Origin of the sequence: Luteibacter yeojuensis, from assembly GCF_011742875.1 — a bacterium.
GTDB lineage: Bacteria > Pseudomonadota > Gammaproteobacteria > Xanthomonadales > Rhodanobacteraceae > Luteibacter > Luteibacter yeojuensis.
Window position 1 is genome coordinate 3,110,896 of record NZ_JAAQTL010000001.1, and the last position, 21,546, is coordinate 3,132,441.

At 66.1% G+C, this 21,546-nt stretch carries 20 protein-coding genes; 8 read left to right on the forward strand and 12 right to left on the reverse strand.

Translation table 11 applies throughout. From position 1 onward, the window contains the following. Positions 1 to 50: 50 nt before the first annotated feature. The 10 genes from HBF32_RS14105 to HBF32_RS14150 form a co-directional block, all read right to left on the reverse strand. Entirely contained in the window at positions 51 to 872 is an 822-nt protein-coding gene (locus HBF32_RS14105) for a carbohydrate ABC transporter permease (RefSeq protein WP_166700234.1), read from the reverse strand. Then, complete coding sequence (locus tag HBF32_RS14110; RefSeq protein WP_166700235.1) at positions 869 to 1,747, reverse strand: carbohydrate ABC transporter permease; 879 nt, start codon at positions 1,745 to 1,747, stop codon at positions 869 to 871. Before HBF32_RS14110 ends, HBF32_RS14105 begins: the two co-directional genes overlap by 4 nt. Next, positions 1,744 to 3,033, reverse strand: a complete 1,290-nt coding sequence (locus HBF32_RS14115) for a sugar ABC transporter substrate-binding protein (protein ID WP_425482220.1) — start codon at positions 3,031 to 3,033, stop codon at positions 1,744 to 1,746. The genes HBF32_RS14110 and HBF32_RS14115 overlap by 4 nt, the downstream gene beginning before the upstream one ends. Next, positions 3,030 to 4,511 carry a glucoamylase family protein gene (locus HBF32_RS14120; protein WP_166700237.1) on the reverse strand — a complete coding sequence of 494 codons (1,482 nt, stop codon included), beginning with the start codon at positions 4,509 to 4,511 and terminating at the stop codon, positions 3,030 to 3,032. The genes HBF32_RS14115 and HBF32_RS14120 overlap by 4 nt, the downstream gene beginning before the upstream one ends. A 119-nt stretch (positions 4,512 to 4,630) precedes the next feature. After that, complete coding sequence (locus tag HBF32_RS14125; RefSeq protein WP_166700238.1) at positions 4,631 to 6,151, reverse strand: tryptophan halogenase family protein; 1,521 nt, start codon at positions 6,149 to 6,151, stop codon at positions 4,631 to 4,633. 70 nt (positions 6,152 to 6,221) lie between these two features. Next, positions 6,222 to 9,251, reverse strand: a complete 3,030-nt coding sequence (locus HBF32_RS14130) for a TonB-dependent receptor (RefSeq protein WP_166700239.1) — start codon at positions 9,249 to 9,251, stop codon at positions 6,222 to 6,224. 235 nt (positions 9,252 to 9,486) lie between these two features. Continuing rightward, positions 9,487 to 10,479, reverse strand: a complete 993-nt coding sequence (locus HBF32_RS14135) for a LacI family DNA-binding transcriptional regulator (protein WP_193570370.1) — start codon at positions 10,477 to 10,479, stop codon at positions 9,487 to 9,489. Between the two features lie 350 nt (positions 10,480 to 10,829). Further along, positions 10,830 to 12,434, reverse strand: a complete 1,605-nt coding sequence (locus HBF32_RS14140; protein WP_240147841.1) for a PepSY-associated TM helix domain-containing protein — start codon at positions 12,432 to 12,434, stop codon at positions 10,830 to 10,832. A 2-nt stretch (positions 12,435 to 12,436) separates the two neighbouring features. Beyond that, complete coding sequence (locus HBF32_RS14145) at positions 12,437 to 12,700, reverse strand: hypothetical protein (protein ID WP_166700241.1); 264 nt, start codon at positions 12,698 to 12,700, stop codon at positions 12,437 to 12,439. Continuing rightward, a complete protein-coding gene (locus HBF32_RS14150; protein WP_166700242.1) occupies positions 12,700 to 12,969 on the reverse strand; it encodes a hypothetical protein in 270 nt (89 codons plus the stop codon). Before HBF32_RS14150 ends, HBF32_RS14145 begins: the two co-directional genes overlap by 1 nt. Positions 12,970 to 13,188: 219 nt before the next feature. Here HBF32_RS14150 and HBF32_RS14155 point away from each other — a divergent pair, with 219 nt between their 5' ends. The 7 genes from HBF32_RS14155 (at position 13,189) to HBF32_RS14185 (ending at position 18,372) form a co-directional block, all read left to right on the forward strand. Then, positions 13,189 to 13,623 (forward strand): SPFH domain-containing protein, encoded by a 435-nt coding sequence (locus HBF32_RS14155; RefSeq protein ID WP_166700243.1) that lies wholly within the window; start codon positions 13,189 to 13,191, stop codon positions 13,621 to 13,623. Positions 13,624 to 13,786: 163 nt separating this feature from the next. Then, the gene (gene rsmG / locus HBF32_RS14160) at positions 13,787 to 14,416 is read left to right on the forward strand and encodes a 16S rRNA (guanine(527)-N(7))-methyltransferase RsmG (protein WP_166700244.1); all 630 of its coding nucleotides are present in this window, start codon (positions 13,787 to 13,789) and stop codon (positions 14,414 to 14,416) included. Positions 14,417 to 14,479: 63 nt separating this feature from the next. Beyond that, positions 14,480 to 15,319: a ParA family protein gene (locus tag HBF32_RS14165; RefSeq protein ID WP_166700245.1), complete on the forward strand. Its 840-nt coding sequence runs from the start codon at positions 14,480 to 14,482 to the stop codon at positions 15,317 to 15,319. Between the two features lie 9 nt (positions 15,320 to 15,328). Further along, positions 15,329 to 16,201: a ParB/RepB/Spo0J family partition protein gene (locus HBF32_RS14170; RefSeq protein WP_166700246.1), complete on the forward strand. Its 873-nt coding sequence runs from the start codon at positions 15,329 to 15,331 to the stop codon at positions 16,199 to 16,201. Positions 16,202 to 16,224: 23 nt separating this feature from the next. Continuing rightward, positions 16,225 to 16,758, forward strand: coding sequence for a sigma-70 family RNA polymerase sigma factor (locus tag HBF32_RS14175; protein WP_240147842.1), 534 nt, complete (start codon positions 16,225 to 16,227; stop codon positions 16,756 to 16,758). After that, the gene (locus tag HBF32_RS14180; protein WP_166700248.1) at positions 16,755 to 17,489 is read left to right on the forward strand and encodes a DUF3379 family protein; all 735 of its coding nucleotides are present in this window, start codon (positions 16,755 to 16,757) and stop codon (positions 17,487 to 17,489) included. Before HBF32_RS14175 ends, HBF32_RS14180 begins: the two co-directional genes overlap by 4 nt. 166 nt (positions 17,490 to 17,655) lie before the next feature. After that, positions 17,656 to 18,372: a glycosyltransferase gene (locus tag HBF32_RS14185; RefSeq protein WP_166700249.1), complete on the forward strand. Its 717-nt coding sequence runs from the start codon at positions 17,656 to 17,658 to the stop codon at positions 18,370 to 18,372. A gap of 95 nt (positions 18,373 to 18,467) precedes the next feature. Here HBF32_RS14185 and HBF32_RS14190 read toward each other — a convergent pair whose 3' ends face one another. Next, complete coding sequence (locus HBF32_RS14190; protein WP_338039785.1) at positions 18,468 to 19,412, reverse strand: patatin-like phospholipase family protein; 945 nt, start codon at positions 19,410 to 19,412, stop codon at positions 18,468 to 18,470. Positions 19,413 to 19,422: 10 nt separating this feature from the next. Continuing rightward, positions 19,423 to 20,412, reverse strand: a complete 990-nt coding sequence (locus HBF32_RS14195; protein ID WP_166700250.1) for a helix-turn-helix transcriptional regulator — start codon at positions 20,410 to 20,412, stop codon at positions 19,423 to 19,425. A gap of 192 nt (positions 20,413 to 20,604) precedes the next feature. Between HBF32_RS14195 and HBF32_RS14200 the strand changes: the two genes are divergently transcribed. Then, a complete protein-coding gene (locus HBF32_RS14200) occupies positions 20,605 to 21,540 on the forward strand; it encodes a hypothetical protein (protein WP_166700251.1) in 936 nt (311 codons plus the stop codon). Positions 21,541 to 21,546: the final 6 nt, after the last annotated feature.

Here is a 21,546-nt window from a genome sequence, read left to right on the forward strand (position 1 = left end):
GCAAAGACCCCGTCGGAATGCATCTTGTGGGAGCCGCTGCAGCATCGTGCTCACCCCTTCACGCTGCCCAGAAGCAACCCTTCGAGGTAATACCGCTGCAAGGCGAGGAACAGCACCAGCACCGGCAGGATGGTGACGACCGAGCCGGCCATCATCAGTTCGCTGTCCTGCACGTGCTCGCGCGACAGCGAGGCCAAGGCGATAGGCAACGTGTAATGCTCCTGGCCGGTCAGCGCGATCAACGGCCACATGAAATCGTTCCAGGCGGCAAGGAAGGTGAAGATGGCCAGGGTCACCATGATCGGCTTCAACAACGGCATCACGATGGTGGCGAAGATGCGGAACTCGCCGGCGCCGTCGATGCGCGCGGCCTCCATCAGGTCGTCCGGAATACCGCTGGCATACTGGCGCACGAGGAAGATGCCGAAGATCGTCGCGAGCGCCGGCACGATGACCGCGCCGTACGTGTTCACCAGGCCCATGTACTTCAGCAGCAGGAACAGCGGCAGCATCGCCACCTGCGCCGGGATCACCAGCGCGCCGAGCAGCATCTGGAAGATCCGCTGCCTGCCCTTGAACTCCAGCTTCGCGAAGGCATACCCCGCCATCAGGTTGAAGGCCAGCGAGATCAGCGTGATCGACGTGGAGATCAGCAGGCTGTTGAACAGGTAGCGGCCCATGCCAGCGTTCATGAACAGCTGGCGATAGTTGGCCAGCGTGGCGCCGGTGGGCAGCACGGGCGGAGGTAGCGAGCTGGCCTGCCCCTGCGGCATGAACGACACCGACACCATGTACAGCAGCGGCGCGATGGCGATGATCGCGCCCCCGGTCAGCAGGCCGTTGATGAGGGCTTTCGCCATGCGCGGGCTCATGCCGGGGCTCCCTGCTTCGACAGCCGGAGCATCGATGCGGTCACGATGAACATGATGACGAAGAGAATGAAGGCCACGGCCGAAGCCGAGCCGAGGTTCCACCACTTGAAGCCTTCCTCGTACATCAGGTAAAGCACCGACGTGGTGCTCTGCAGCGGTCCGCCCTCGGTCATCACGTAGGGCTCGGCGAACAGCTGGAAGTAACCCGATACCGTGAGGATGCTCACCATCACCATCGTGGGCTTCAGCATCGGCAAGGTGATGTGGCGGAACTGCGCGATGGCCGAGGCCCCGTCGATACGCGCGGCTTCGTAGAGGTCGCCGGGAATCGCCTGCAGGCCGGCCATGAATATGATCATGTTGTAGCCGAAGTTCTTCCACACGGCGAAGAGGATGATGGTAGGCATGGCCCAGTGCGGATCACCGAGCCAGTCGACCGTGGGAATGCCCACGGCGTCGAACACGTAGTTGACCAGGCCGTACTTGGTATTGAAGAGGTAACGCCAGATCACCGCCACCGCGACCACGGTGGTCACCACCGGTGCAAACAGGGCCGTGCGGAAGAAGGCCTTGCACCGCGCCAGCGGCGAGTTGAGCAGCATGGCGGCGCCGAGCGAGGCGATCATCGACAGCGGCACGCCCACCACCACGAAGTAGACGGTATGGCCGAGTGCCGACCAGAACAGCGGTCGTTGCAGCAGCGCCCAGTAGTTCTGCAGGGCGACGAAGCGCAGGTTGCGGATATCCGCCAGCGCATACAGGTCGTAATCGGTGAGCGAGAGGACCAGCGCCGCCACGACGGGCAGCAGGAAGAACAGCCCGAGGACGATCAGCGCGGGGATGATGAACCACCAGGCGGCGCGGGATGTGTTCATGGCGATGCCTTGTGGCCGTGGTCCAGCATCCAGCGGCGCTTCTCGAGAAGACGATCGGCGCGGCGGTCGATCTCCGCCGCGGCCTGGTCGATGGTGAGGTCGCCATGTGCCGCCTGGGCGGCCACCAGCTGCATCTCGGTGACGATACGCTCCCATTCGGCAACGGGCGGCGTGGGCTTCACGCGTTCCAGCTGTTCGCGGAAAGCGATGGCCTTGTCGTCGTCCTTCAGCGCCGGCGCGTTCCATGACGAGCGCCGTGGCGGCATGTCCCCGAGGATCTGGTAGAAGCGGTCCTGGATGGCCGGGCGCGAGAGGAACTCGATCAACGCCCAGGCATCGTCCTTGTGCTTCGACCTGCGATAGATCACCAGGCTGGAGCCGCCCGCGTTCGACGCCCCCGGTCCGTCCGGACCCGGCAACGGTGTCGTGCCCCAATCGGCCTGCTGCTCCGGCGGAAGACGCTTGCGGAACTCGCCGATGTTCCAGGGACCGGACAGATAGAACGTGAAGAAGCCCTGGCCGAAGGCGGCCCAGGGATTGCCGATGCCGACATTGGTCATCATCGGTGCCTGCCGCTCCTTGAAGATGGAAACGTAGAACGCCAGCGCCTTCTTGAACCCCGCGCTGCGGAAGTTGCCGTAACGGTTGCCGTCGCGCAGCAGGGGTTCGTCCTGCTGCAGGCCGAGCGCGAGCAACTGCTCGAACTCGTTGGTGGGCAACAGCGCGCCGTAGGTCTTGCCGGGCGGCTGCGAGAGCTTCGCCATCATCGCCTGCCATTCCGCCCAGTCGCGCGGCGGGTGGTCGTACCCCGCCTTGGCGAGCAGATCCTTGCGATAGAAGAGCAGGCGCGTGTCGACGTACCAGGGCACGCCATAGAGCACGCCGTCGATGACGTTGGTGGACCAGATGGCGGGGAAGTAGTCGGCCTTGTCCACCGTCTTCGAGGCAGCGACGCGCGCATCGAGCGGTTCGAGCGCGCCCAGGGCCACCATTTCAGGAATCCACGTATTGCCGAGCTGGGTGATGTCCGGCGTGGAATCCCCCGCATAGGCGGTGAGCAGCTTCTGGTGCGCCGCCGTCAACGGAAGCTGCTGCACGGCGACGTGCAGGCCGGGGTGTTCGCGCTCGAACTCCGGCAGCAGCTTCGCCACTGCCTCACCCTCGCGCCCGATCGTCCAGAACTGCAGCGTCCGCGTACCCTCTTCCTGTTTCGCGCAGCCGGCCAGCCCCGCACAGGCCAGGGCCAGTGCGAGCGTCGTGTGGAGGACGCGGGCGCCGCGCTTCACCACAGATTGGCGGCCGTGTCGTCGTCGAGCCAGCCGCCGGTGAAGCCGGCGCGCTCGAGGCCCTTGCGGATGTACGGATTCTTCTTCATCACGCTCCAGACGAACCCGCTGCGGTAGTTCTCGATCATCAGGACGATCGGGCCCTGGTCGATACCGAGATGCACGGTGTCGGCCCAGCCGAAGCCCGGCACGAGGCGGCCGGTGCGCAGGTCGGTGCGCGTATCGAAGCTGAGGTTGAAGGCGTCGACGAAGCCATACTTCGTATAGATGTACTGGCCGTACTTCTTCTTCATCTCCTCCAGCGCCGGAATGACGATGTCCGGCGCGAAGGCGATCGAGCCGCCGGCGGCCGTCGGCACGATAGTGCCGTCGTCGGAAATGTAGTCGCGCCCCGCGCCGCGCGCGGTATACCCGTAGAACGTGCGTTCTTTGTCGCCCTGCTTCACGATCAGGCCGCCCGGGCCGTTGCTTGCCGTCAGGCCCCAGACGTTCTTGCCATAACCCTTCCAGCCGCCGGGATTGGCGACGGCATAGGCCTGCTGCGCATACGTGGCGCGGCGGCTGTTCTCGAAATAATCGAGGTCGTGCGAGCGGTTCCAGTCGTCGCGGATGCCGCGGAAGTCGACCCACGTATGGCTGTACTGGTGTCCGAACAGCGGCGCGAAGTTGAGGAAGGTCTGGCCGTGGAATTCGCCCCAGGTCTTGTCGTACGTCTTCGTCCAGGCCGGCCAGGCGTCATTGCCCACGGCATGCGTGGGCGAGCCGAGGGCGAGAATATAGACGAGCATGCCCTCGTTATAACCGGCCCAGTCGTGCGGAATGAACTTGCCGCCCGGTGTCCAACCCATGCTGACGAGCGGCTTGTGGTTCTGCGCCCAGGTCCAGTCCACGCGACGGTAGATCTCGTCGGCCAGTTCGCGTATTTGCTTTTCCTTCGCATCGTCACGGTCGTAATAGCTCTGAGCGAACAGTACGCCGCCGAGCATCAGCGTGGTGTCGACGGTGGACAGCTCCACCCAGCGGTCGTGCCGCTTGCCGCTTTGCATGTTGAGGAAGTGGTAGAAGAAGCCCTTGTAGCCGGTGGCATCGTCCTCGGAGTCGTTCTGCGGCGCATCGCGGAAGAAGCGCAAGGTGGCGAGCGTGCGGTCCACCGCCTGCTCGCGCGTGATGTAGCCGCGCTCCACGCCGACGCCGTAAGCCGTCAGGCCGAAGCCGACCGAGGCGATGGAAGCGAAAGAGTCGGTCGGGTAATGGTCGGGCACGAGGCCATTGGCCGGATTGCCGCTGTCCCAGAACCATTGGAAGGTGCGCTTTTCCAGGTCCGCGATCATCGGCGGCACGGGATGCACGTCGCGAACGCGGGAGGTGGTCGCAGGCTTCGCCTTTGCCGGTTCCTTCTGGGCCATGGCCATGGGAGCGGCGCAGGCGAGGACGAGGCCGAGGAAGAGGGAAAGGCGCTTGATCGTCTTGGCTTGCATACAACGGAATCCTGGTTGCGTAAACGTTTACGTCGCGAGGCCGGATAAAGGCCCCGGAGGGCCTTGGTCGCGTCTGGAACCATACGGGCCGGACCGCCGCGTGGCAATTGTCGCGCTCATCAGGCGGCCACCGCCGGGGCGCGGCATTCGCGATCGATGAACTGCTGGTGGGTGGGCATGAGATCCACGTTCTTCGACACGATGTCGCGTACGCTGGCAAGGAACCTTGGCAGGTCCTCCTCGGGCATCTGGTCCACCAGGGGGTCGTAGCCGCTGGGCATGATGCCCTGGCCGATCATCACCTGGACCCAGCTCACCACGCCGAACATCTCGTCGGCGTCCCGGAAAAAGCGGCCGCTGTGGCGGAACAGGTCGATGTAGCGCTGCAGCGAGTCCGGAATCGACATCGTCCGGCAATCGTTCCAGAACGGCGAATCGTCGCGCGCGGTGGCCTTGTAGTGGAGCACCAGGAAGTCGCGGATACGCTCGGCCTCGAAACGGGTCTGCGCGTTGTAGCGGTCGACAAGCACCGGATCCATTTGCCCGTTCGCCGGGAACAGCTGGAGCAGCCGCGAGATGCCCATCTGGATCATGTGGATGCTGGTGGACTCAAGCGGTTCCATGAAGCCGCTGGCGAGTCCCAGCGATACCACGTTACGGTTCCAGGCCTTCTTGCGTATGCCGGTGACGAACCGCAGCGGCCGTGGATCGGCCAATGCCCTGCCGTCGAGGTTGGCCAACAGTTTCGCCGTGGCTTCGTCGTCGTCGATGTGGCTGCTGGAATAGACATAGCCATTGCCGGTGCGATGCTGGAGCGGAATGCGCCATTGCCAGCCCGACTCGCGTGCGGTGGAGCGCGTGTACGGCGTTGGCGTGTCCACCCGTTCGCACGGTACGGCCAAGGCACGGTCGCAGGGCAGCCAATGGCCCCATTCCTCGTAACCGGTCTTCAGCGCGTCCTCGATCAGCAGCCCGCGAAAGCCCGTGCAGTCGATGAAGAGGTCGCCTTCCACGCGTTCGCCGTCGGCAAGCACCACGGCAGCGACATGGCCGGATTCGGGATGCAGCTCGACATGCCGCACCTTGCCTTCGGTGCGGTGGACACCGCGTGCCTCGCCATAGGCACGGAGGAAGCGAGCGTAAAGCGCGGCATCGAAATGATAGGCGTAGCCAATGCCGCCGAGCGGGCTGTTCGTGGGGACATCCGTGGGCGCGGGCATGAACTTGCCGCGCGTGGCAGCCACCGTGTTCACCGAATAATCGAGCAGGTCGGCGGCGTGGCCCGCCAGCCGTCCCTTGATCCAGTACTGGTGGAATGGCGTCAGGCCCACGTCGTGCCCCATCACCCCGAAACCGTGGATATATGCGGAGCCGAGCCTGCCCCAGTCGCGGAACTGGATGCCGAGCTTGAACGTTCCCTGGGTCCTGGCGACGAACTCGGCCTCGTTGAGTCCGAGCAGATTGTTGAACAGCTTGATGTGCGGGACCGTGGCCTCGCCCACGCCGACGATGCCGATCTCGTCGGATTCGACCAGCCGGACGGTGACCTGCCTGCCGAGGACGCGGGCCAGCGCGGAAGCGGCCATCCAACCGGCGGTTCCTCCGCCGACGACAACGATATGGGTGATGCCGTAGCTCATGGTCGTCGCACGCTGGCGGAAAGAGAGGTGGCGCAACCGGCCATGCAAGCCGGTTGCGCCGGGGGAGCGCTTAGAACTTGAAGCCAGCCGTGAAGCGCGCGGTGCGCGGCACGAACTGGATGTTGCCCGTCTTGTTGAACGTGACCGGGTTGCTGGCGTTGCTCGGGTTGCCACCGGAACCGAAGTTCGTGGTGTAGTCGACGAGGTTCTTCCAGTTGAAGACGTTGAGGATGTCGAAGCGGATGTAGAACTTCGTCATGTCGCCTTCGCCGATCGGGAAGTCCTTCGTGGCCTGGAGGTCGATGTCGCGGTAACCCCAGATCTTGCCGCCCACCAGGAACTTCTCGCCCGGCGGGGTGTAGGCCCGGGGGATATTCTGCGAGCCGTCCGCGAAGACGGCGCCGTAGCCGTAGTTGCCGTTCCAGGGCAGCGGCGTGGCGAGGGTCAGCTTCGCCGAGAAGGTGAAGCCCCACGGACCGTCGAGCGAACCCGTTGCCACGAAGCGATGCTTGGACGCGGCGTTCGACGTGATGAACGGATAATCGAAGATCGTCGGCTCGTCGAACGAGTAATGTTCCTTGATGTCGCGGTTCTGCTTCGCACGGGTGTAGGTGTAAGCAAAGTTGGCGCTCCAGCCGGATTCGCGCGTATACGGCTTGTCGGCCGACAGCAGCACCTGCGTGGTGCGGGTGCGGATGCCGTTGTTGCCGATGATCATCGAGCCGAAGCCGGGGATGCCGTTGCCCCAGGGCTGATTGCCGTCCTGGAAGAACGCGCCATTCGGGAAACGGTTGCCGAGCGTGAAGGCGAAGCCGTCGTAGGACAGCACGCGCGTGATCGTGGCATCCGTATTCCAGTCGCCCAGCTTGTTCGACATGCCGATGCTGAACTGGTCCGAATACGGCGCCTTCAGATCGTTATTGAGCATGTCGACTTCCTGGCCCTTGTTCGAGCCGGCGACGAGCGCCTGCAGGTTCTCGAGGCCATTCAGGTACGACGGATCCCAGTTCACGCAGTTCGTGTTCGGGCCGACGGTGCAGCCGCGACCCGGAATGTTGAAAAGGATCTCCTGGTACGGCAACGCCGACTTGGTCTGTTCCAGCTGCAGATAGTCGTACAGGTTGCGGTCGTAGGAGCGGCCCGCACCGCCGTGGATCACATGCGCTTCGTCGGCGAACAGGTCATACGAGAAGCCGAGGCGCGGTGCCCACTGGTTCTGCGCGTGCCGGTTGTTGCCGGTGCCGATGTAGTCGCGGTAGTTGATGCCGCCCTTCGCCAGCGTCTGCGCATACGTCTGGCCCGGGAACTCGGCCTGTGCGTTCTGGTCGAGCGAGTTGAAGCCGTCGATCACGCTCTGCGGCGTGACGTAGTCCAGGTAGGAAGGGGTCTTTTCCTTGTCCCAGCGCACGCCGAGGTTCAGCGTGAGGTGATCGTTCACCGACCAGTCGTCCTGGATGTAGGCGCCGTACTGCTTGCTCTTCGTTTCCGCGACCGCGTTCAGGCCCGCGACCGGGTTCGAGAACTGGGCCTTGTAGGGCAGCGGATTCGTGCCGTTCTCGTCGACGTTATAGGTGAACTGCGGGTTCACGTTCTGCGCATCCTGCGCGTGCAGCGTGATTTCCTTGTACTTGTAACCCATCTTGACGATGTGGTCGCCGTGCCAGCTCAGGTCGTTGAAGGTGAAGTCGTCCGAGATCATCGGACCTTCCTGGCCCTTGATCTGCGTCGCCAGGGGGCCGGCGGAACCGATGCCGATGATGGGAGCATCGTTGTTCGGACGCCAGGTGTAGTTGTAGCCGTTGCCGTAGTTGAGCGGCAGCGGATCGTTCGAGGAGTTCTCGTACGAGGCCTTGAATTCGTTGAAGTACCACTCGCCGCTATGCTGCCAGCGGAAGGTGGCGCGGGTATCGTGGTTCTCGGTCACGATCGACTGCGACTGCGACTGGCCGGCACCGATATTGTCGGCCTGGGTCTCGCGGCGAACCTGGGTGCTGATTTCGATACGGTCGCGGTCGCTGAATTCCCAGTCGATCTTTCCGAAATAGAGCTTCTCGTCGAACGGCAGGTTGGCGGGGCCGAGTTCGGCCTGCGCGGCGGCCGGGAGGAGACCGATGGCGTTGGCCGGCACGTCCGAACCCGGCGTCACGGTGATCGGCGTGTCGAACTTCTTCTGCTCGAAGGTCACGAAGAAGTGCATCTGGTCCTTGATGATCGGACCGCCCAGCGCGAAGCCGTATTCCTTCTCGAACGACCGCGCCTTGTCGCCGTCTTCCTCGCCCGCGGTGCGGCTGCGGTACTTGTCCGAGGTGTAGGTGTAGAACGTTTCGCCGTGGAATTCGTTCGTGCCCGACTTCGTCTCGGCCGTGATCGCCGCCGACGACACCTGGTCGTACTCGGCCTTGTAGTTCGACGTGATGACTTTGTACTCGCCGATGGCGAGCTGCGGGAACGGGTTGCCCTGGCTGTTGACCTGGCCGGACACGCCGCCTTCCTTCACGTAGCTCTTCTGGCCCACGCCGTCGATGAAGACGTTGACCGAGCTGTTGTTCTGCGCGCCGCCGCGCAGCGAGGTGTGGCCCTGCGCGTCCACGCTGAACACCATGCCCGGCACGGTGTCGGCGAACTCGAGGAAGTTGCGCGAGACCTGCGGAATGGTCTGGATCTGGTGCAGCGAGATGGTCTTGGCGACTTCGGGCGTGCGCACTTCGGTCAACGTCGTGGCGTTGACGGTGACACCTTCGAGCGCCGCGGCGTTCGCGGCGTCGGCCGGTGCGGCGGCGGCCGGTGCCGCCAGGTTGAGCGTCGCGGTCGAAGCGACCGTCAGCGTCACGTTCTGCTGCGTGCCCGGACCGGCGTCGACCTGGTAGGTCGCCGGCGGCAGGCCGTTGATCACGTACGTACCGTCCGCCCCCGCCGTGGCTTTGCGGCTCAGGCCGGTCTGCGGGTTGAACGCGGTGACGGTCGCACCCGGTGCGGCCTTGCCGCGCAGGGTGGCGATGGCCGACTGCGCGAACGCCGACGGCGTCATGGCGGCGGTGGCAACCGTTGCCGTGATGACGCTCGCGAGAATCTTCTTCTTCAACTGCATCGAGGCTTTCATTGTTCCCCTCTCCCAAAAGGTTCCGTGTGTGATTTTCTTATGCCGGCCGTAGCGCGAGACACGGTGGTCGACTTCAGTCGTGACGCGGTGGATCGTTCCACTCTCTGCGCGCGTTCTTCCCCGTGTACGCACCCGCACCACGCGAGTGGCGCAGCCTTTGACGCTGGTGTCCTATGAAGATGCCGTCCTGAAGAATCCGTCCAGGGCCCGGCAGGCCGCGTATTCCGACGGGCGGTCAGGCCCGTCGTCGTACCGTGTCGTTACCGCCACAGGAAGCGCGTACGACGAGTTCCGTGCCGACGACGGTGCGCGGTTCCGGCGCCGCGTCCTCGGGCGCCTCGATCATGCGGACGAGGCGTCCAAGCGCCGCTTCGCCGAGTTCGGCGATGCGCACGCGGACGGTGCTGAGCGGTGGCGTGACATAGCGCGCCATCGGGATGTCGTCGAAGCCGGCCACGGCGATGTCTTCGGGCACGCGCACCTTCGCTTCCGAGAGTGCGGAGAGGCAGCCGATGGCCATCATGTCGTTCGCGGCGAAGATGGCGTCGGGGCGAGGGACCATCGCGAGCGCCTGCTTGCCCGCGCGGTAGCCGGATTCCTCGGTGAAGTCGCCCTGGAGCACCACGGCGCGATCGTCGAGCCGGGCGGCGGCCAGCGCCTCGCGGTACCCGCGGCAGCGTTCCTGCACGTCGTGGTTCACTTCGGGACCCGCGATGAAGGCGATGCGTTTGCATCCCAGGCCGAGCAGGTGCTCGGTCATCGCGCGTGCGCCACCGTAGTCGTCCACGTCGAGCGCGGCGTGCCGGTCGGACCGCACGTGGCTGTTGATCAGCACGGTGGGCAGCACGATCGGAAGGTTCTCGTCGAGGAAGGCCTCGTCGGCGTGCGGCGACATCACCAGCAGCCCGTCCACGCGGCCCTGCATCGCACGCAGTGCGATGGCCGCCTCGGTAGCGTCGCCATGCGAACTGGACACGAGCATGTAGAGGCCGCGGGCGCGTGCGGCGAGGTCGATGCCGCGGATCAGCTCGGAGAAGAACGCGCCGTGCAGATCGGGCAGCAGGGCACCGATGGTCTGCGTGCGACGGGTGATGAGGCTGCGCGCCGCGTTATGCGGCACGTAGCGCAGCCGGGCCGCCACCTCGCGGATCCGCTTCTGCGTCTCCGCCGTGACCCCGCCATGTCCATTCAGCGCGCGCGAGACCGAGGCCACCGATACGTTGGCCATTCTCGCGACGTCTTTGATCGTCACACTCACGTCGTTCTCGCCCTTGAGCAAAGCCCTCCCGGGGCTCGACGGCGCGGAACGTAAACGTTTTCACACAAGCTTGTAAAGCGTGCGAAATCAAGCGGTTGTTGCGCTGCCGCAAGAAGTGGCGGGGGTTTCAATACCAATCGGAGCGACGCGTTAAAAATTCGTGTCGCATCAGTTGTCTGAGTGGTATTCGGCAAATTGCGGCGCTGCCGCAATAAATGCACACAATCCCTTCACTCACGTAAATACCTGTCACGTATAGAAATACGTAACGCGCGTTACATCGGCGCGCGCACCGGCCTTCGAAGGCGAGTCGGCGGGGGTCAGGCTTCCTGAAGCGCGGCGTCGCGTACCGTCGCGGCGGCGGCGTTCCGCGACGACCACACGCTGCACGGATCGCCGTCGATCGCGCGCTTGCGCGTGGCCATGCCAAGCCAGGCGAAGCCGATGCCCATGGCGACGGCCACGAGGTCGACGCCCAGGACGGCGAAGTCGCCTTCTTGCAGCGTGCGCAGCAAGCGGTCGCCGTGGATCGTCGCATCGAGCACGCCGACGGCGATGCTCACGACGGCCGTGGCCCATAGCAGCTCGACGGCGGCTCTGGCCGGGCGGCGCCAAAGGGTCCAGGCCATGGCCGCGGCGAACGCGGTGAAACATACCGGCCGCACGACGTCCGTCGCCAGGGCGCCCCACAACGGCAGCAGCAGGTTGCCCAGGAACATCATGGAGATGGCGAAGCACGAGCCGATGCAGACACCGACCGTGGCGGTAGCCATCGCACGCACCTTCATCGGCTGCCCGGCCTGCCGGCGTTTGCGTCGCGATTCGATGTACAGCAGGTTGCCCGAATAGAACAGGAAGGCACCGGCGAGCCCGAGCAGGAAGTACAGCCAACGAAGCGAGAGGTTGCCGAAGGAGCCGAAGTGAAGGCCGAAGATGGCGGAATAGGTCGCGTGGTTCGCGTCGCGCACGCCGGTCAGTTGCATGTTCAACACGCGGCCGTCGATGGCATCCAGCGCCACCGAACCGTATTCGCCCAGCGTCTTCGTGGAGGTGCCGCGCACTTCTGCGGTGGCGCCTTGCTGGCCGTAATGCGCATAGCGCATATAGTCCGGTGCGAAATCGGCGGCGCCGGCGGCGATGGCAGCCCGTCGCGCGCGGGCGCCGAGTTCGGCCGGCGACAGCATCGTCGCGGTACCGTCCTTGGCCTGCGTTTCCGGTAGCGAGCTGGTCATGCGTTCGAACGCGGTCATCAGCTTGCCGTCGAAAGCCACGGTGTTGAACGCCATCAGCAGGACAAGCGTCAGGCAGAGCAGAGCGCCGGTGATGGCGAAGACGATATGGAAAGGCAGGCTGAGGATGCCGATGACGTTGTGCGCGTCCTGCCACAGCCGCTTGAGGTTGTTCCCCGGCCGCAGCGCGAACAGCTCGCGCACCAGGTTGGGCAGGTGGATCAAGAGGCCGGTCAGCAGCGCCAGCCCGTAGATGACGCTGACGACGCCCATCAGGTAGATGCCGACGACAGGAATGCCCAGGTCGTAATGCAGTTCGTAGACGAAGTCGGCGAGACCATGCTCATGGTCTTCGGAATCGCGCGGCGTGCTGTCGCCCAGTGCCTGCGTTTTCCAGGAGCCGTCCTTTTCCATCCAGTACGCGGCCACTTCGTGCGAGGGATGGTCGGCGGGATAGGTGACACCTATCTGCGTGCGCGCCGCCGGATGCTTCGCGACGATGTCGGCCAGCATCGCATGCGCGCGTTCCATCGTATCCGCGCGCGCCATCGCGGCCCGCGGCATCGCCCAGGTGTCGATCTGTTCGTGGAACATCGTCAGCGCGCCGGCATAGAACGCGATGAACAGGGCGAAGCCGGCGAGCAGACCGGTCCAGGTGTGTACCGTGGTGAAGGTGCGGATCGTGGGAGCTTTCATCGTCAGAGCCCGGGCAGCGTGTGCTTGGCGAGGAACAGCGCGGCGAACGCGGCGAGGTTCGCTGCCGCGAGCCACATCCATGCGTGGGCGCCGCGGCGGAAGAGGAAGGTGGCGGCCATGACGCCGATCCAGAGCGGGAAGAACAGCATGAGCATCGGTATGACCACCGACTCGCTCGAGTGCGGCCACAGCCAGATGGCCAACGACACCACGGCCATGGACAGGGGAAGGCCCAACAGGATGCCGGCGAAGGTCTTGGCGAGCATCAGCGCGGCTTCCGTCCGGTGGCGGGGCGGAAGAACCAGGTGAGGTACGGCAGGATCACAGCGCCGAACATCAGCGCCGTCAGGGCCGCAAAAATGCCGGGCAGCGAGGTCTCCCTCGCGACCCAGGCCACGAGCGCCGCAAGGGCAAGCACCCAGGCCGCGACTTTGGCGGCCCCGCGAAGCGGCGTCCGCAGGAACCGCTGGTTAGGCGACGACAGGTAGGCAAGGGCCATGGCGGCAATGGCCGCCACGCAGCCGAGGAAATCCATGAGCAAGGCCGGGCGATGGACTGATTGATAATTATTATCATTTGTGTCCGACCGGTCAAATCGTCGCCAGGCCGGAAGGTCTGCTCAAGTTTTGACCAACCCGTCCGTTAACTGAATAGGGGTCACTGGTAAAACTTGCGTTAAAGCCGGCCGTTAAATTAGAATTAATACCCCGACCATCATCATCACGGCATCTGCCAACCCATTGATGTAGCAGCCATGTTGACTACCGCCCTCATCGCCACGACCCTTGCTGCGTTCGCCTTTGCGGCGATCTCGGTCCGGCGCATTCCCGAAGGGCAGGTCTATACGGTGCGTCGCCTGGGTCGCGCTCCCGCGCTGCTTACCGCCGGCACCCATGTCGTGCTGCCGATGATCGACCGCGTCGCGCACAAGATCGACCTTGGCGGCCAGGTCCTCCGCTTCGAGGGCGGTACGGTCTACTGGCAGGTCCTGGAACCGGAAGTCGCCGACGAAGTCATCGACGAGGCGCCGGAACTCATCCGCATCAACCTCGTCGCTGCGCTGCGCGACACGAGCACCGCCCACCAGGCCGACCGCCGCGCCGTGGGCACCCAGCTCAAGCATGCCGTGAACGGCTCGCTCCGCGCCCGCGGCATGCTCGTCACTCGCGTCGAACTCGACGCCGCCTGATTCTTTCTTCGTTCGACCTTCGGACAACGCCATTGGCTTATCTGCCAATGGCGTCCTTTCATTTACGCCCGGCTCGAAGGATGACCTGCATGGATAAGCCGCGCTGGCGGTGTCGCGCCCGGGCTTTCATACTCTCCGTCCTCTTCGACGACCCCGATGCCGCATGACCGCGCGCGACGCCCTGCAAACCCAGCTCGAACACGGTATAGCCACCCTCGGCCTCGACATGCCCGAAGGTGCCGTGGAGCGCCTGCTCGACTATCGCGACCTGCTGGAGCGCTGGAACTCGGCCTATAACCTCACCGCGATCCGCGACGATCGCGAGATGGTCGCGCGCCACCTGCTGGATTCGCTGGCGATCCTGCCCTATGTGCATGGCCGAACGCTCGCCGACCTCGGCACCGGCCCAGGCCTGCCCGGCATTCCGCTCGCCATCGCCGAACCGGCGCGCGAAGTGCTGATGGTCGATTCCAACGGCAAGAAGGTCCGCTTCCTGCGCGAGGCCATCCGCTCGCTGAAGCTGGGCAATGCCAAGGCCTTGCAGAGCCGGGTGGAAGACGTGGAAGGCACCTTCGAGTGCATCACCGCGCGGGCCTTCGCCTCGCTGGCCGACATGCTCGGCTGGGGCGGCCACCTTCTGGCTCCCAACGGAATCTGGCTGGCCATGAAGGGCAAGCATCCGGCCGATGAGCTGGACGGCGTGCCGGATGGCTTCCGGGTAGAGGCCATCCACACCCTCACCGTGCCGGACGTCGAGGGCGAGCGGCACCTGGTCGTTATCCGCCGCACCTAGGGCCCGGCGGCCCGTCGATGCTACGCTAGCTCCCTTTCCGCGCACGGCAGCTACCGGTACCCCATGGCCCGCATCATCGCAGTCGCCAACCAGAAGGGCGGCGTCGGCAAGACCACCACCTCCGTGAACCTCGCCGCGGCCCTGGCCGCCGCGAAGCGCAAGGTGCTGCTCGTCGACTTCGATCCGCAGGGCAATGCCACGATGGCTTCCGGCGTGGACAAGCACGAGGCCAAGCCGAACGGCTGCGAGGTGCTGCTGGACGAGGCCCCCATCGCCGACGTGCTGGTCCGGACCGAAGCGGGCTTCGACCTGTTGCCGGGCAACGGCGACCTGACCGCGGCCGAGCTGAAGCTGATGGACGGCCTGGCCCGCGAGCTACGCCTGAAGGAACAGCTGGCCAAGATCGCCGACCGCTACGACACGATCCTGATCGACTGCCCGCCCTCGCTGCACCTGCTCACGCTGAACGCCCTGACGGCGGCCGATGGCGTGCTGATTCCGGTGCAGTGCGAGTATTTCGCACTGGAAGGCCTGTCGAGCCTGCTCGACACCATCGAAGCCGTGCGCCAGCGCCTGAACCCGCGGCTGGAAGTCGAAGGCCTGCTGCGTACCATGTACGACGTGCGTAACAACCTCGGCAACGAGGTCTCGGCCCAGCTCACCCAGCATTTCGGCGAGAAGGTGCTGCGCTCGATCATTCCGCGCAACGTGCGCCTGGCCGAGGCGCCCAGCCACGGGCAGCCGATCCATCTTTACGACCGCGGTTCGCGCGGCGCCATCGCCTATATCGGCCTGGCGGGCGAAATCATCCGCCGCGAGCGGGCCCTGAACGGCGCGGCCGTCGAATCCGCCGCGAACGACATCGACGAAGCCGCGCCGGATTCCACCGGCGCCGCCTCCTAAGGAGCCTCCATGGCAGCAGCGAAGAAACGTGGACTCGGCCGTGGCCTCGACGCCTTGCTCGGCGGCGGCGCGGGTCCCACGGCCACACCCTCGGTCATCGAGCAGGAGGGCGAGCTGCGTTCGCTGCCGATCCAGCAGATCCAGGCCGGCAAGTATCAGCCGCGCCGTCACTGGAACGACGAGGCGCTGGACGAACTGGCCGCCTCGATCAAGGCCCAGGGCCTGATCCAGCCGGTGGTCGTACGGTCCATCGGCAAGAACAGCTATGAGCTGATCGCCGGCGAGCGCCGCTGGCGTGCCGCGCAGCGCGCCTCGATGAGCGAGATTCCCGCGCTGGTGAAGGACGTGCCCGAGCAATCCGTGCTCGCCATGGCGCTCATCGAAAACATCCAGCGCCAGGAGCTCACCCCGCTGGAAGAGGCCCAGGCCCTGCAGCGGCTGATCGACGAATTCGACCTCACCCACCAGCAGGCCGCCGACGCCGTGGGCCGCTCGCGCGCGGCCGTGTCCAACCTGCTCCGCCTCATGGAATTGCCGCAGTCCATCAAGCAGCTGCTCGACGAGAGCAAGCTCGAGATGGGCCATGCCCGTGCCCTGCTGACCCTGCCCTCCACCGTCGCCGAGCCGCTGGCGCTGGAGGCCGCGCGCAACGGCTGGACCGTGCGCGAACTGGAAGAAGCCGCCCGCAAGGCCCAGCTGGCGCCCAAGGGCAAGGCGAAGTCTGCCCCGGTGGACCCGAACATCGCCAACCTCGAGCGCGAGCTGGCCGAGCGCTTCGCCACCCGCGTGGAACTCGCCCACGGCCGTGGTGGTAAGGGCAAGCTGGTCATCCATTACCACAGCCTCGACGAGCTCGATGGCATCCTCACCAAGGTCCGTTAACCGGACTCTGTAAGAGAATGCCCATGGCGCCGGTCAAAGAGGGTGTGAATCCGAAGCAGCGCCAGTACGAAGCCATGGTGCGCGCCCTGTCGGCCGACCTTTACCGGTACGCCTTCTGGTTGTCGCGCTCCGAAACGGTCGCCCAGGACCTCGTCCAGGAGACCTTCCTGCGTGCGTGGAAGAACCTCGACGCCCTGCGCGACGTGGATTCGGCCAAGCCGTGGCTCATCACGATCCTCCGCCGCGAACATGCGCGGCTGTACGAACGGAAGCGGCTGGACCTGGTCGAGCTGGACGACAACGTGCCCGAGGACACCGTCTTCGCGAGTCCGGAGCGCAGCGGCGACGCCGCGCAGGTGCGTGAGGCGATGCTCAAGCTGCCCGACAAGTACCGCGATCCGCTGGCCATGCAGGTGCTGGGCGGCATGACCTGCGAAGAGATCGCGGAAAGCACCGGGCAGCAACCCGGCGCCGTGATGACCCAGTTGTTCCGTGCCCGTCAACGGCTCAAGGCCTTGCTGGCCGGGCGCGCCGCGGCCGAAGGGGGCCGGAAATGAACTGCCTCGACTTCCGCCGTCGCATCGGCGCCGAGCCGCGCTCGCGCGATCCCGAACTGCTCGCCCATCGCGACACCTGCAAGGAAGGCTGCGCCGCGTTCTGGCAGCGCGCCCAGCGGTTCGAGGACGATTTCGAGGCCGCGCTCGCCGTTCCCGTGCCCGAAGGCCTGGCCGACCGCATCCTGCTTGCCCAGGCGACCGGCGAACGGCGCCAGCAGGTGCGCCGGCGCCGCACCTGGATGGCGATGGCCGCTTCGGTGCTGATCGTCTTCATCGGCGGCGGCCTGTTCTGGCGCCAGGCGGACCTCCGTTCGCTGCCGGCCCTGGCTGTCGCGCACATGCCCGGGGAAATGGATGCGCTGAGCCTCACCCAGCCCATGACCGATGCCCAGGTGGAAGCCGGTTTCGCGGGCCGCGCCACGCGGCTCAAGGGCCCGGCGCCGGTCGGCGTCACCTACGTGCACGACTGCAAGGTGGGTCCGTACCCGGCGGTGCACCTGGTCACGCGAATGAACGACGAGCCGGTGGTGGCGCTCTACATGCCCGGCAAGATGATCGACAAGAGCGCCGACTTCCATCGCGACGGATGGGACGGTCGCGAGGTGGCGCTGAGCGGTGGCACCCTGGTGGTGATGGCCCAGGGCGCGAGCCGGCGGACCATGGCGGCGGTGGAACGGGGCTGGCGCGCGGCCATCGAAGGCCCGGCGGCCCCGAGCGTCGGCCAGATCTGATCTGAGCCGGGTTTTTCCTGTAGGAGCCGCTATAGCAGCGAGGGGAACTCGCGTCACTGCCTCATTGCTCCGTTGGCTTCTCGCCGCTATAGCGGCTCCCACAGTGGTCCCCTTCAGCCCGCTTGGGCGATAATGCCGCCCCGAATCCCGCCACTCCGGAACAGCGATGACCGACCTCGCCGTGGTCGTGCCCGTCTTCAACGAGCGCGACAACATCCCGCCCCTCCTCGCCGAGATCGCGGCGGCCCTGCGTGGACGGATCGACTTCGAGATCATCTACGTCGACGACGACAGCACCGACGACAGCGTCGCCGTGCTCACGGCGGCCAGGACGCAGTACCCGGAACTGCGGATCGTCCGCCACATCACCCGCAGCGGGCAGAGCACCGCCGTCTGGAACGGCGTGCGCGCCGCCCGCGCGCCGTGGATCGCCACGCTCGACGGCGACGGCCAGAACGACCCGGCCGATATTCCGAAGCTGCTGGCCGCGCGCGACACCGCGGCGGGGGACCTCAAGCTCTTCGCCGGCTGGCGCGTCACCCGCCGCGACAGCTTCAACAAGCGCATTTCCTCGAAGATCGCCAACGCGGTGCGCTCGCGCATGCTGCGTGACGACACGCCCGACACCGGCTGCGGCCTGAAGCTGTTCGAGCGCGAGACCTTCCTGCGCCTGCCCTACTTCGACCACATGCACCGCTACCTGCCGGCCTTGGTGAAGCGCGCTGGGTTCGCGAGCCAGAGCGTGCCGGTGGGCCACCGCCCGCGCACGGCCGGCACGTCGAAGTACGGCATGCTGGATCGCCTCTGGGTCGGCCTGGCCGACCTGCGCGGCGTGGCGTGGCTGATGCGCCGGGCGAAGGTCACCCGCACCGAGGAAGTCTGACGCAACCCTGTGGGAGCCGCTATAGCGGCGAGGAGCCCACGGAGCGATGATGCGCCGAGGTAGGGTCCCCTCGCCGCTATAGCGGCTCCTACAAATCAGCGAGTCGCAGGCGACCGCGGCTTCCAGGCCTCGAGCGCCTTCGCTGTGCGCTCGCGTCCCAGCTCGATCAGTTCGCGCGCCCGATAGAACTCGTACACCGTCGACACGTTGCGCGGGATCTCGATCAACAGGTCCGGCGGATAGGCCGCGAGGCGCAGGCGCGAGAGGTTGGCCTGCATGAGGTCCATGGACTGCGTCATCAGCTCGAACGCACCAGGATCGCGGATCTTCGGTTCGGCGGCCGGCAGCACGCGGCCGATGAACCGGCCCAGCTTTGCGGCGTAACCCTCGTCCGGTGCCGCGGTCACGTTGCGCTCCGGTGGCTTTTGCATTTCGGCCGCGCCGTCCACGCTCACCGCCACCACGTAGTCGGCCTCCTCGCGCATCAGCGGCAGGACCGGCAGGGGATTGAGCAGGGCGCCGTCGACGAGGCGGCGGCCGTCGTGCGTATAAGGGCGGAACAGCGTGGGAATGGCGATGGAGGCGCGGATCGCGTCGAACAACGGCCCCCGGGTGAGCCACACCTCGCGTTCGCGATCGATATCGGTCGCCACGGCCGTGTAGGTGAGCTCGAGGTCCTCGATGTTCACCTCGCCGATCAGTTCGCGCAGGGCGGCCATGATCCGGTCGCCCTTGATGAAGCCGCCGCCGGAAAAGCTCCAGTCCACCAGGCGCAGCACGTCGAAGCGGGCCAGCGTGGATACCCAGTCGCGGTAGATGTCGAGCTTGCCCATGGCGTAGATGCCGCCGATGAGGGCGCCCATCGAGGTGCCCGCCACCGCCACGATCTCGTAGCCGCGGTCTTCCAGCACCTCGATCGCCCCGATATGGGCGAGGCCTTTCGCCGCACCGGCGCCAAGCGCAAGGGCCACGCGCGGCTTGCGCGACCCCCCGTTCGCGGCGGGCAGGGCACCCGGATCGGCGATGTCGAAGTCGCTCACGAAACGGCCTTCAGTGATGGTTCCCGTTGGCCTGGTAGCCGGACAGCGCGAGCTGCAGCAGGATCTTCATCTCCTCGCGCAGCGGCAGCGGCGACACGATCTCCGCGTCGGGGCCGTACTTGAGCACGTCCATCAGCAGTTCGCGGGAATTTGAATACGGCACCTTCAGTTCGTAGCGGCCGTCCTGCAGCCACTCGCCCTTCTGCTGGGAATGCCAGTGCTCGTCGGCGACCCATCGCGCGGCATGGGACGAGAAGCGGATGGTGGCCCAGGCCTTTGGCTTGCCGGCGAAGATGCCGTAGCTGGAGGCGAGCAGGTCGTTGAGCTCCGTTTCCTCCACGTCCTTCGCCTTCGCCTCGAGCGCCTGCGGATCGGCGATGCGGTCGACGGCGAAGCTGCGCAGGGCCTCGCGGTCGTGGTCCCACACGTCGAGGTACCAGTTGTCGCGGTAATGGGTGAGGCGCTGTGGCGACACCGTGCGCTTCGTGTCGGAATTCGTGGTGCGCGCACGATAGCGGAAGCTCAGCTGGCGGCGTTCCAGCACGGCGCCAGCCACGATGCGGAACACCTGCTGGTCCATCTTGCGCGCGCCCCAGGAGATGACCCGGATGCGGTCCACCGGCAACGCCTTGCCGCTGCCGTGGTCGGAGAGCAGGCGCTCGATGCGCGCCTTGAACGGCGCGAGGGCGCCCGCCAGCACGCCGGGATCGGAGCGGCCGATCAGCTCGTTGAGCGCCATCAGCGCGGCCAGTTCGTCGCTGGTCAGCCACAGGCCGGGCAGTTCGAAGCTGTCGGCTTCGCCGGCTTCGTAACGGAACGAGGCCTGCTCGCCAGCCACGCTCTGCACCGGCGCGCCCAGGGCGTCGCGGAGGAAGGCCACGTCGCGATACAGGGTGGCCCGCGAACATTCCAGTTCGTCCATCAGACGGGATAGCGGCACCGGGTAATGGGCGGACTTCAGCAGTCGGTGCAGGGTGAGAATGCGCTCGTAGCGGTCCATGGGTGTCGCCGGCAGATGGAGCTTCGGGTAAGTGTGTCCGTGCGGGCGTGACGCCCGTATCTACGGTCGAAGCATGGCGGTGGCAGGGCCACTCCGCAAGAGAGTACGGCGACGGAGCGTGCCCGGGTTTGCGCCGGGCGCCATAAGGCGCAAAAATGACCCTTTGCGATTCGCCGAAGGCCTTCCCCGACCATGGCGGAACCGACCGAGACGCCCTCCGTCGCGCTGGACCCGCAGGGCCGGCCCGACAGGGGCGATCCTGCCCGCAACCTGTTCTCAACCCCGAGCGTGGTCATCCAGACGGCCACCGCGACCGGGTACGGCCTGTGGATGGTGCTCGGCACGGCGCTGGCGCTCGGCACGTACCCCAACGGTCGCGGCGAGGTACTGGTTCCGCTGTCGATCGGGCTGGTCTTCGTCGCCTCCGGCCTGGTCGCGACCTGCCTGCGCCTGCCGTTCGCGTCGGACTGGCATGGATGGAATCCGGTGAAGCGGATGATGCCGACCCTGGAAGGCATGATCGCGATGGTGAATTTCCTGCCCATGCTGGCGCTCGCCGGCCTGGCGCGTGGCGACAACGATTTCTGGGCCACGCGCCTGGCCGGTGCCGCCCTCATGCTGTGCAGCCTCGCCACCCTGGTGTATACGGCGCGCGGCATCTCCCGCGGCCTTCCCATCGCCGTGGCCGCCGTCGCGAACACCTTGCCGCTGGCACGCACCACCTGGGCGCTGTTCGCCGGCGGTCTCTGGTTCTGGCTCTGCGTCGCACTGCAGACCGAGACGCCCACCGGCTCGTTCAACCCATGGCGGCTCGCGTTGCTCGCCGTGGCCCTGGCGCTGGGTATCGTGGAAGGCATGCGCTGGCGCGCGCTGCGCCGCCTGGCCGAGGAAAACGGCGCCGCCGAGCGCTTTTCCCGCGGCCGCGGCGCCATATCCCTGCTTGGCGGGCGGGTCGCGGTGGCCATGCTTTCGGTGGGTCTGCCCAGCCTCCTGCTGATTTCCCATCCCGCCGGCCCGACCCACGCGCTGGCCGCCGGTCTGGCCGCGTTAAGCTGCGTTATCGGTCAATGCCTCGAACAGCGGCTTTACGGTCGCGCGTACGACCGGCTCGTGGCCGGCCGCGCATGACGGTTT

Bases quoted from the DNA above. Each gene is read 5' to 3' on its own strand.
- HBF32_RS14105 (WP_166700234.1), bottom strand. From the start codon at position 872: ATGAGCCCGCGCATGGCGAAAGCCCTCATCAACGGCCTGCTGACCGGG.
- HBF32_RS14110 (WP_166700235.1), bottom strand. From the start codon at position 1,747: ATGAACACATCCCGCGCCGCCTGGTGGTTCATCATCCCCGCGCTGATC.
- HBF32_RS14120 (WP_166700237.1), bottom strand. From the start codon at position 4,511: ATGCAAGCCAAGACGATCAAGCGCCTTTCCCTCTTCCTCGGCCTCGTC.
- HBF32_RS14125 (WP_166700238.1), bottom strand. From the start codon at position 6,151: ATGAGCTACGGCATCACCCATATCGTTGTCGTCGGCGGAGGAACCGCC.
- HBF32_RS14130 (WP_166700239.1), bottom strand. From the start codon at position 9,251: ATGAAAGCCTCGATGCAGTTGAAGAAGAAGATTCTCGCGAGCGTCATC.
- HBF32_RS14135 (WP_193570370.1), bottom strand. From the start codon at position 10,479: ATGGCCAACGTATCGGTGGCCTCGGTCTCGCGCGCGCTGAATGGACAT.
- HBF32_RS14140 (WP_240147841.1), bottom strand. From the start codon at position 12,434: ATGAAAGCTCCCACGATCCGCACCTTCACCACGGTACACACCTGGACC.
- HBF32_RS14145 (WP_166700241.1), bottom strand. From the start codon at position 12,700: ATGCTCGCCAAGACCTTCGCCGGCATCCTGTTGGGCCTTCCCCTGTCC.
- HBF32_RS14150 (WP_166700242.1), bottom strand. From the start codon at position 12,969: ATGGATTTCCTCGGCTGCGTGGCGGCCATTGCCGCCATGGCCCTTGCC.
- HBF32_RS14155 (WP_166700243.1), top strand. From the start codon at position 13,189: ATGTTGACTACCGCCCTCATCGCCACGACCCTTGCTGCGTTCGCCTTT.
- rsmG (WP_166700244.1), top strand. From the start codon at position 13,787: ATGACCGCGCGCGACGCCCTGCAAACCCAGCTCGAACACGGTATAGCC.
- HBF32_RS14165 (WP_166700245.1), top strand. From the start codon at position 14,480: ATGGCCCGCATCATCGCAGTCGCCAACCAGAAGGGCGGCGTCGGCAAG.
- HBF32_RS14170 (WP_166700246.1), top strand. From the start codon at position 15,329: ATGGCAGCAGCGAAGAAACGTGGACTCGGCCGTGGCCTCGACGCCTTG.
- HBF32_RS14175 (WP_240147842.1), top strand. From the start codon at position 16,225: ATGGCGCCGGTCAAAGAGGGTGTGAATCCGAAGCAGCGCCAGTACGAA.
- HBF32_RS14180 (WP_166700248.1), top strand. From the start codon at position 16,755: ATGAACTGCCTCGACTTCCGCCGTCGCATCGGCGCCGAGCCGCGCTCG.
- HBF32_RS14185 (WP_166700249.1), top strand. From the start codon at position 17,656: ATGACCGACCTCGCCGTGGTCGTGCCCGTCTTCAACGAGCGCGACAAC.
- HBF32_RS14195 (WP_166700250.1), bottom strand. From the start codon at position 20,412: ATGGACCGCTACGAGCGCATTCTCACCCTGCACCGACTGCTGAAGTCC.
- HBF32_RS14200 (WP_166700251.1), top strand. From the start codon at position 20,605: ATGGCGGAACCGACCGAGACGCCCTCCGTCGCGCTGGACCCGCAGGGC.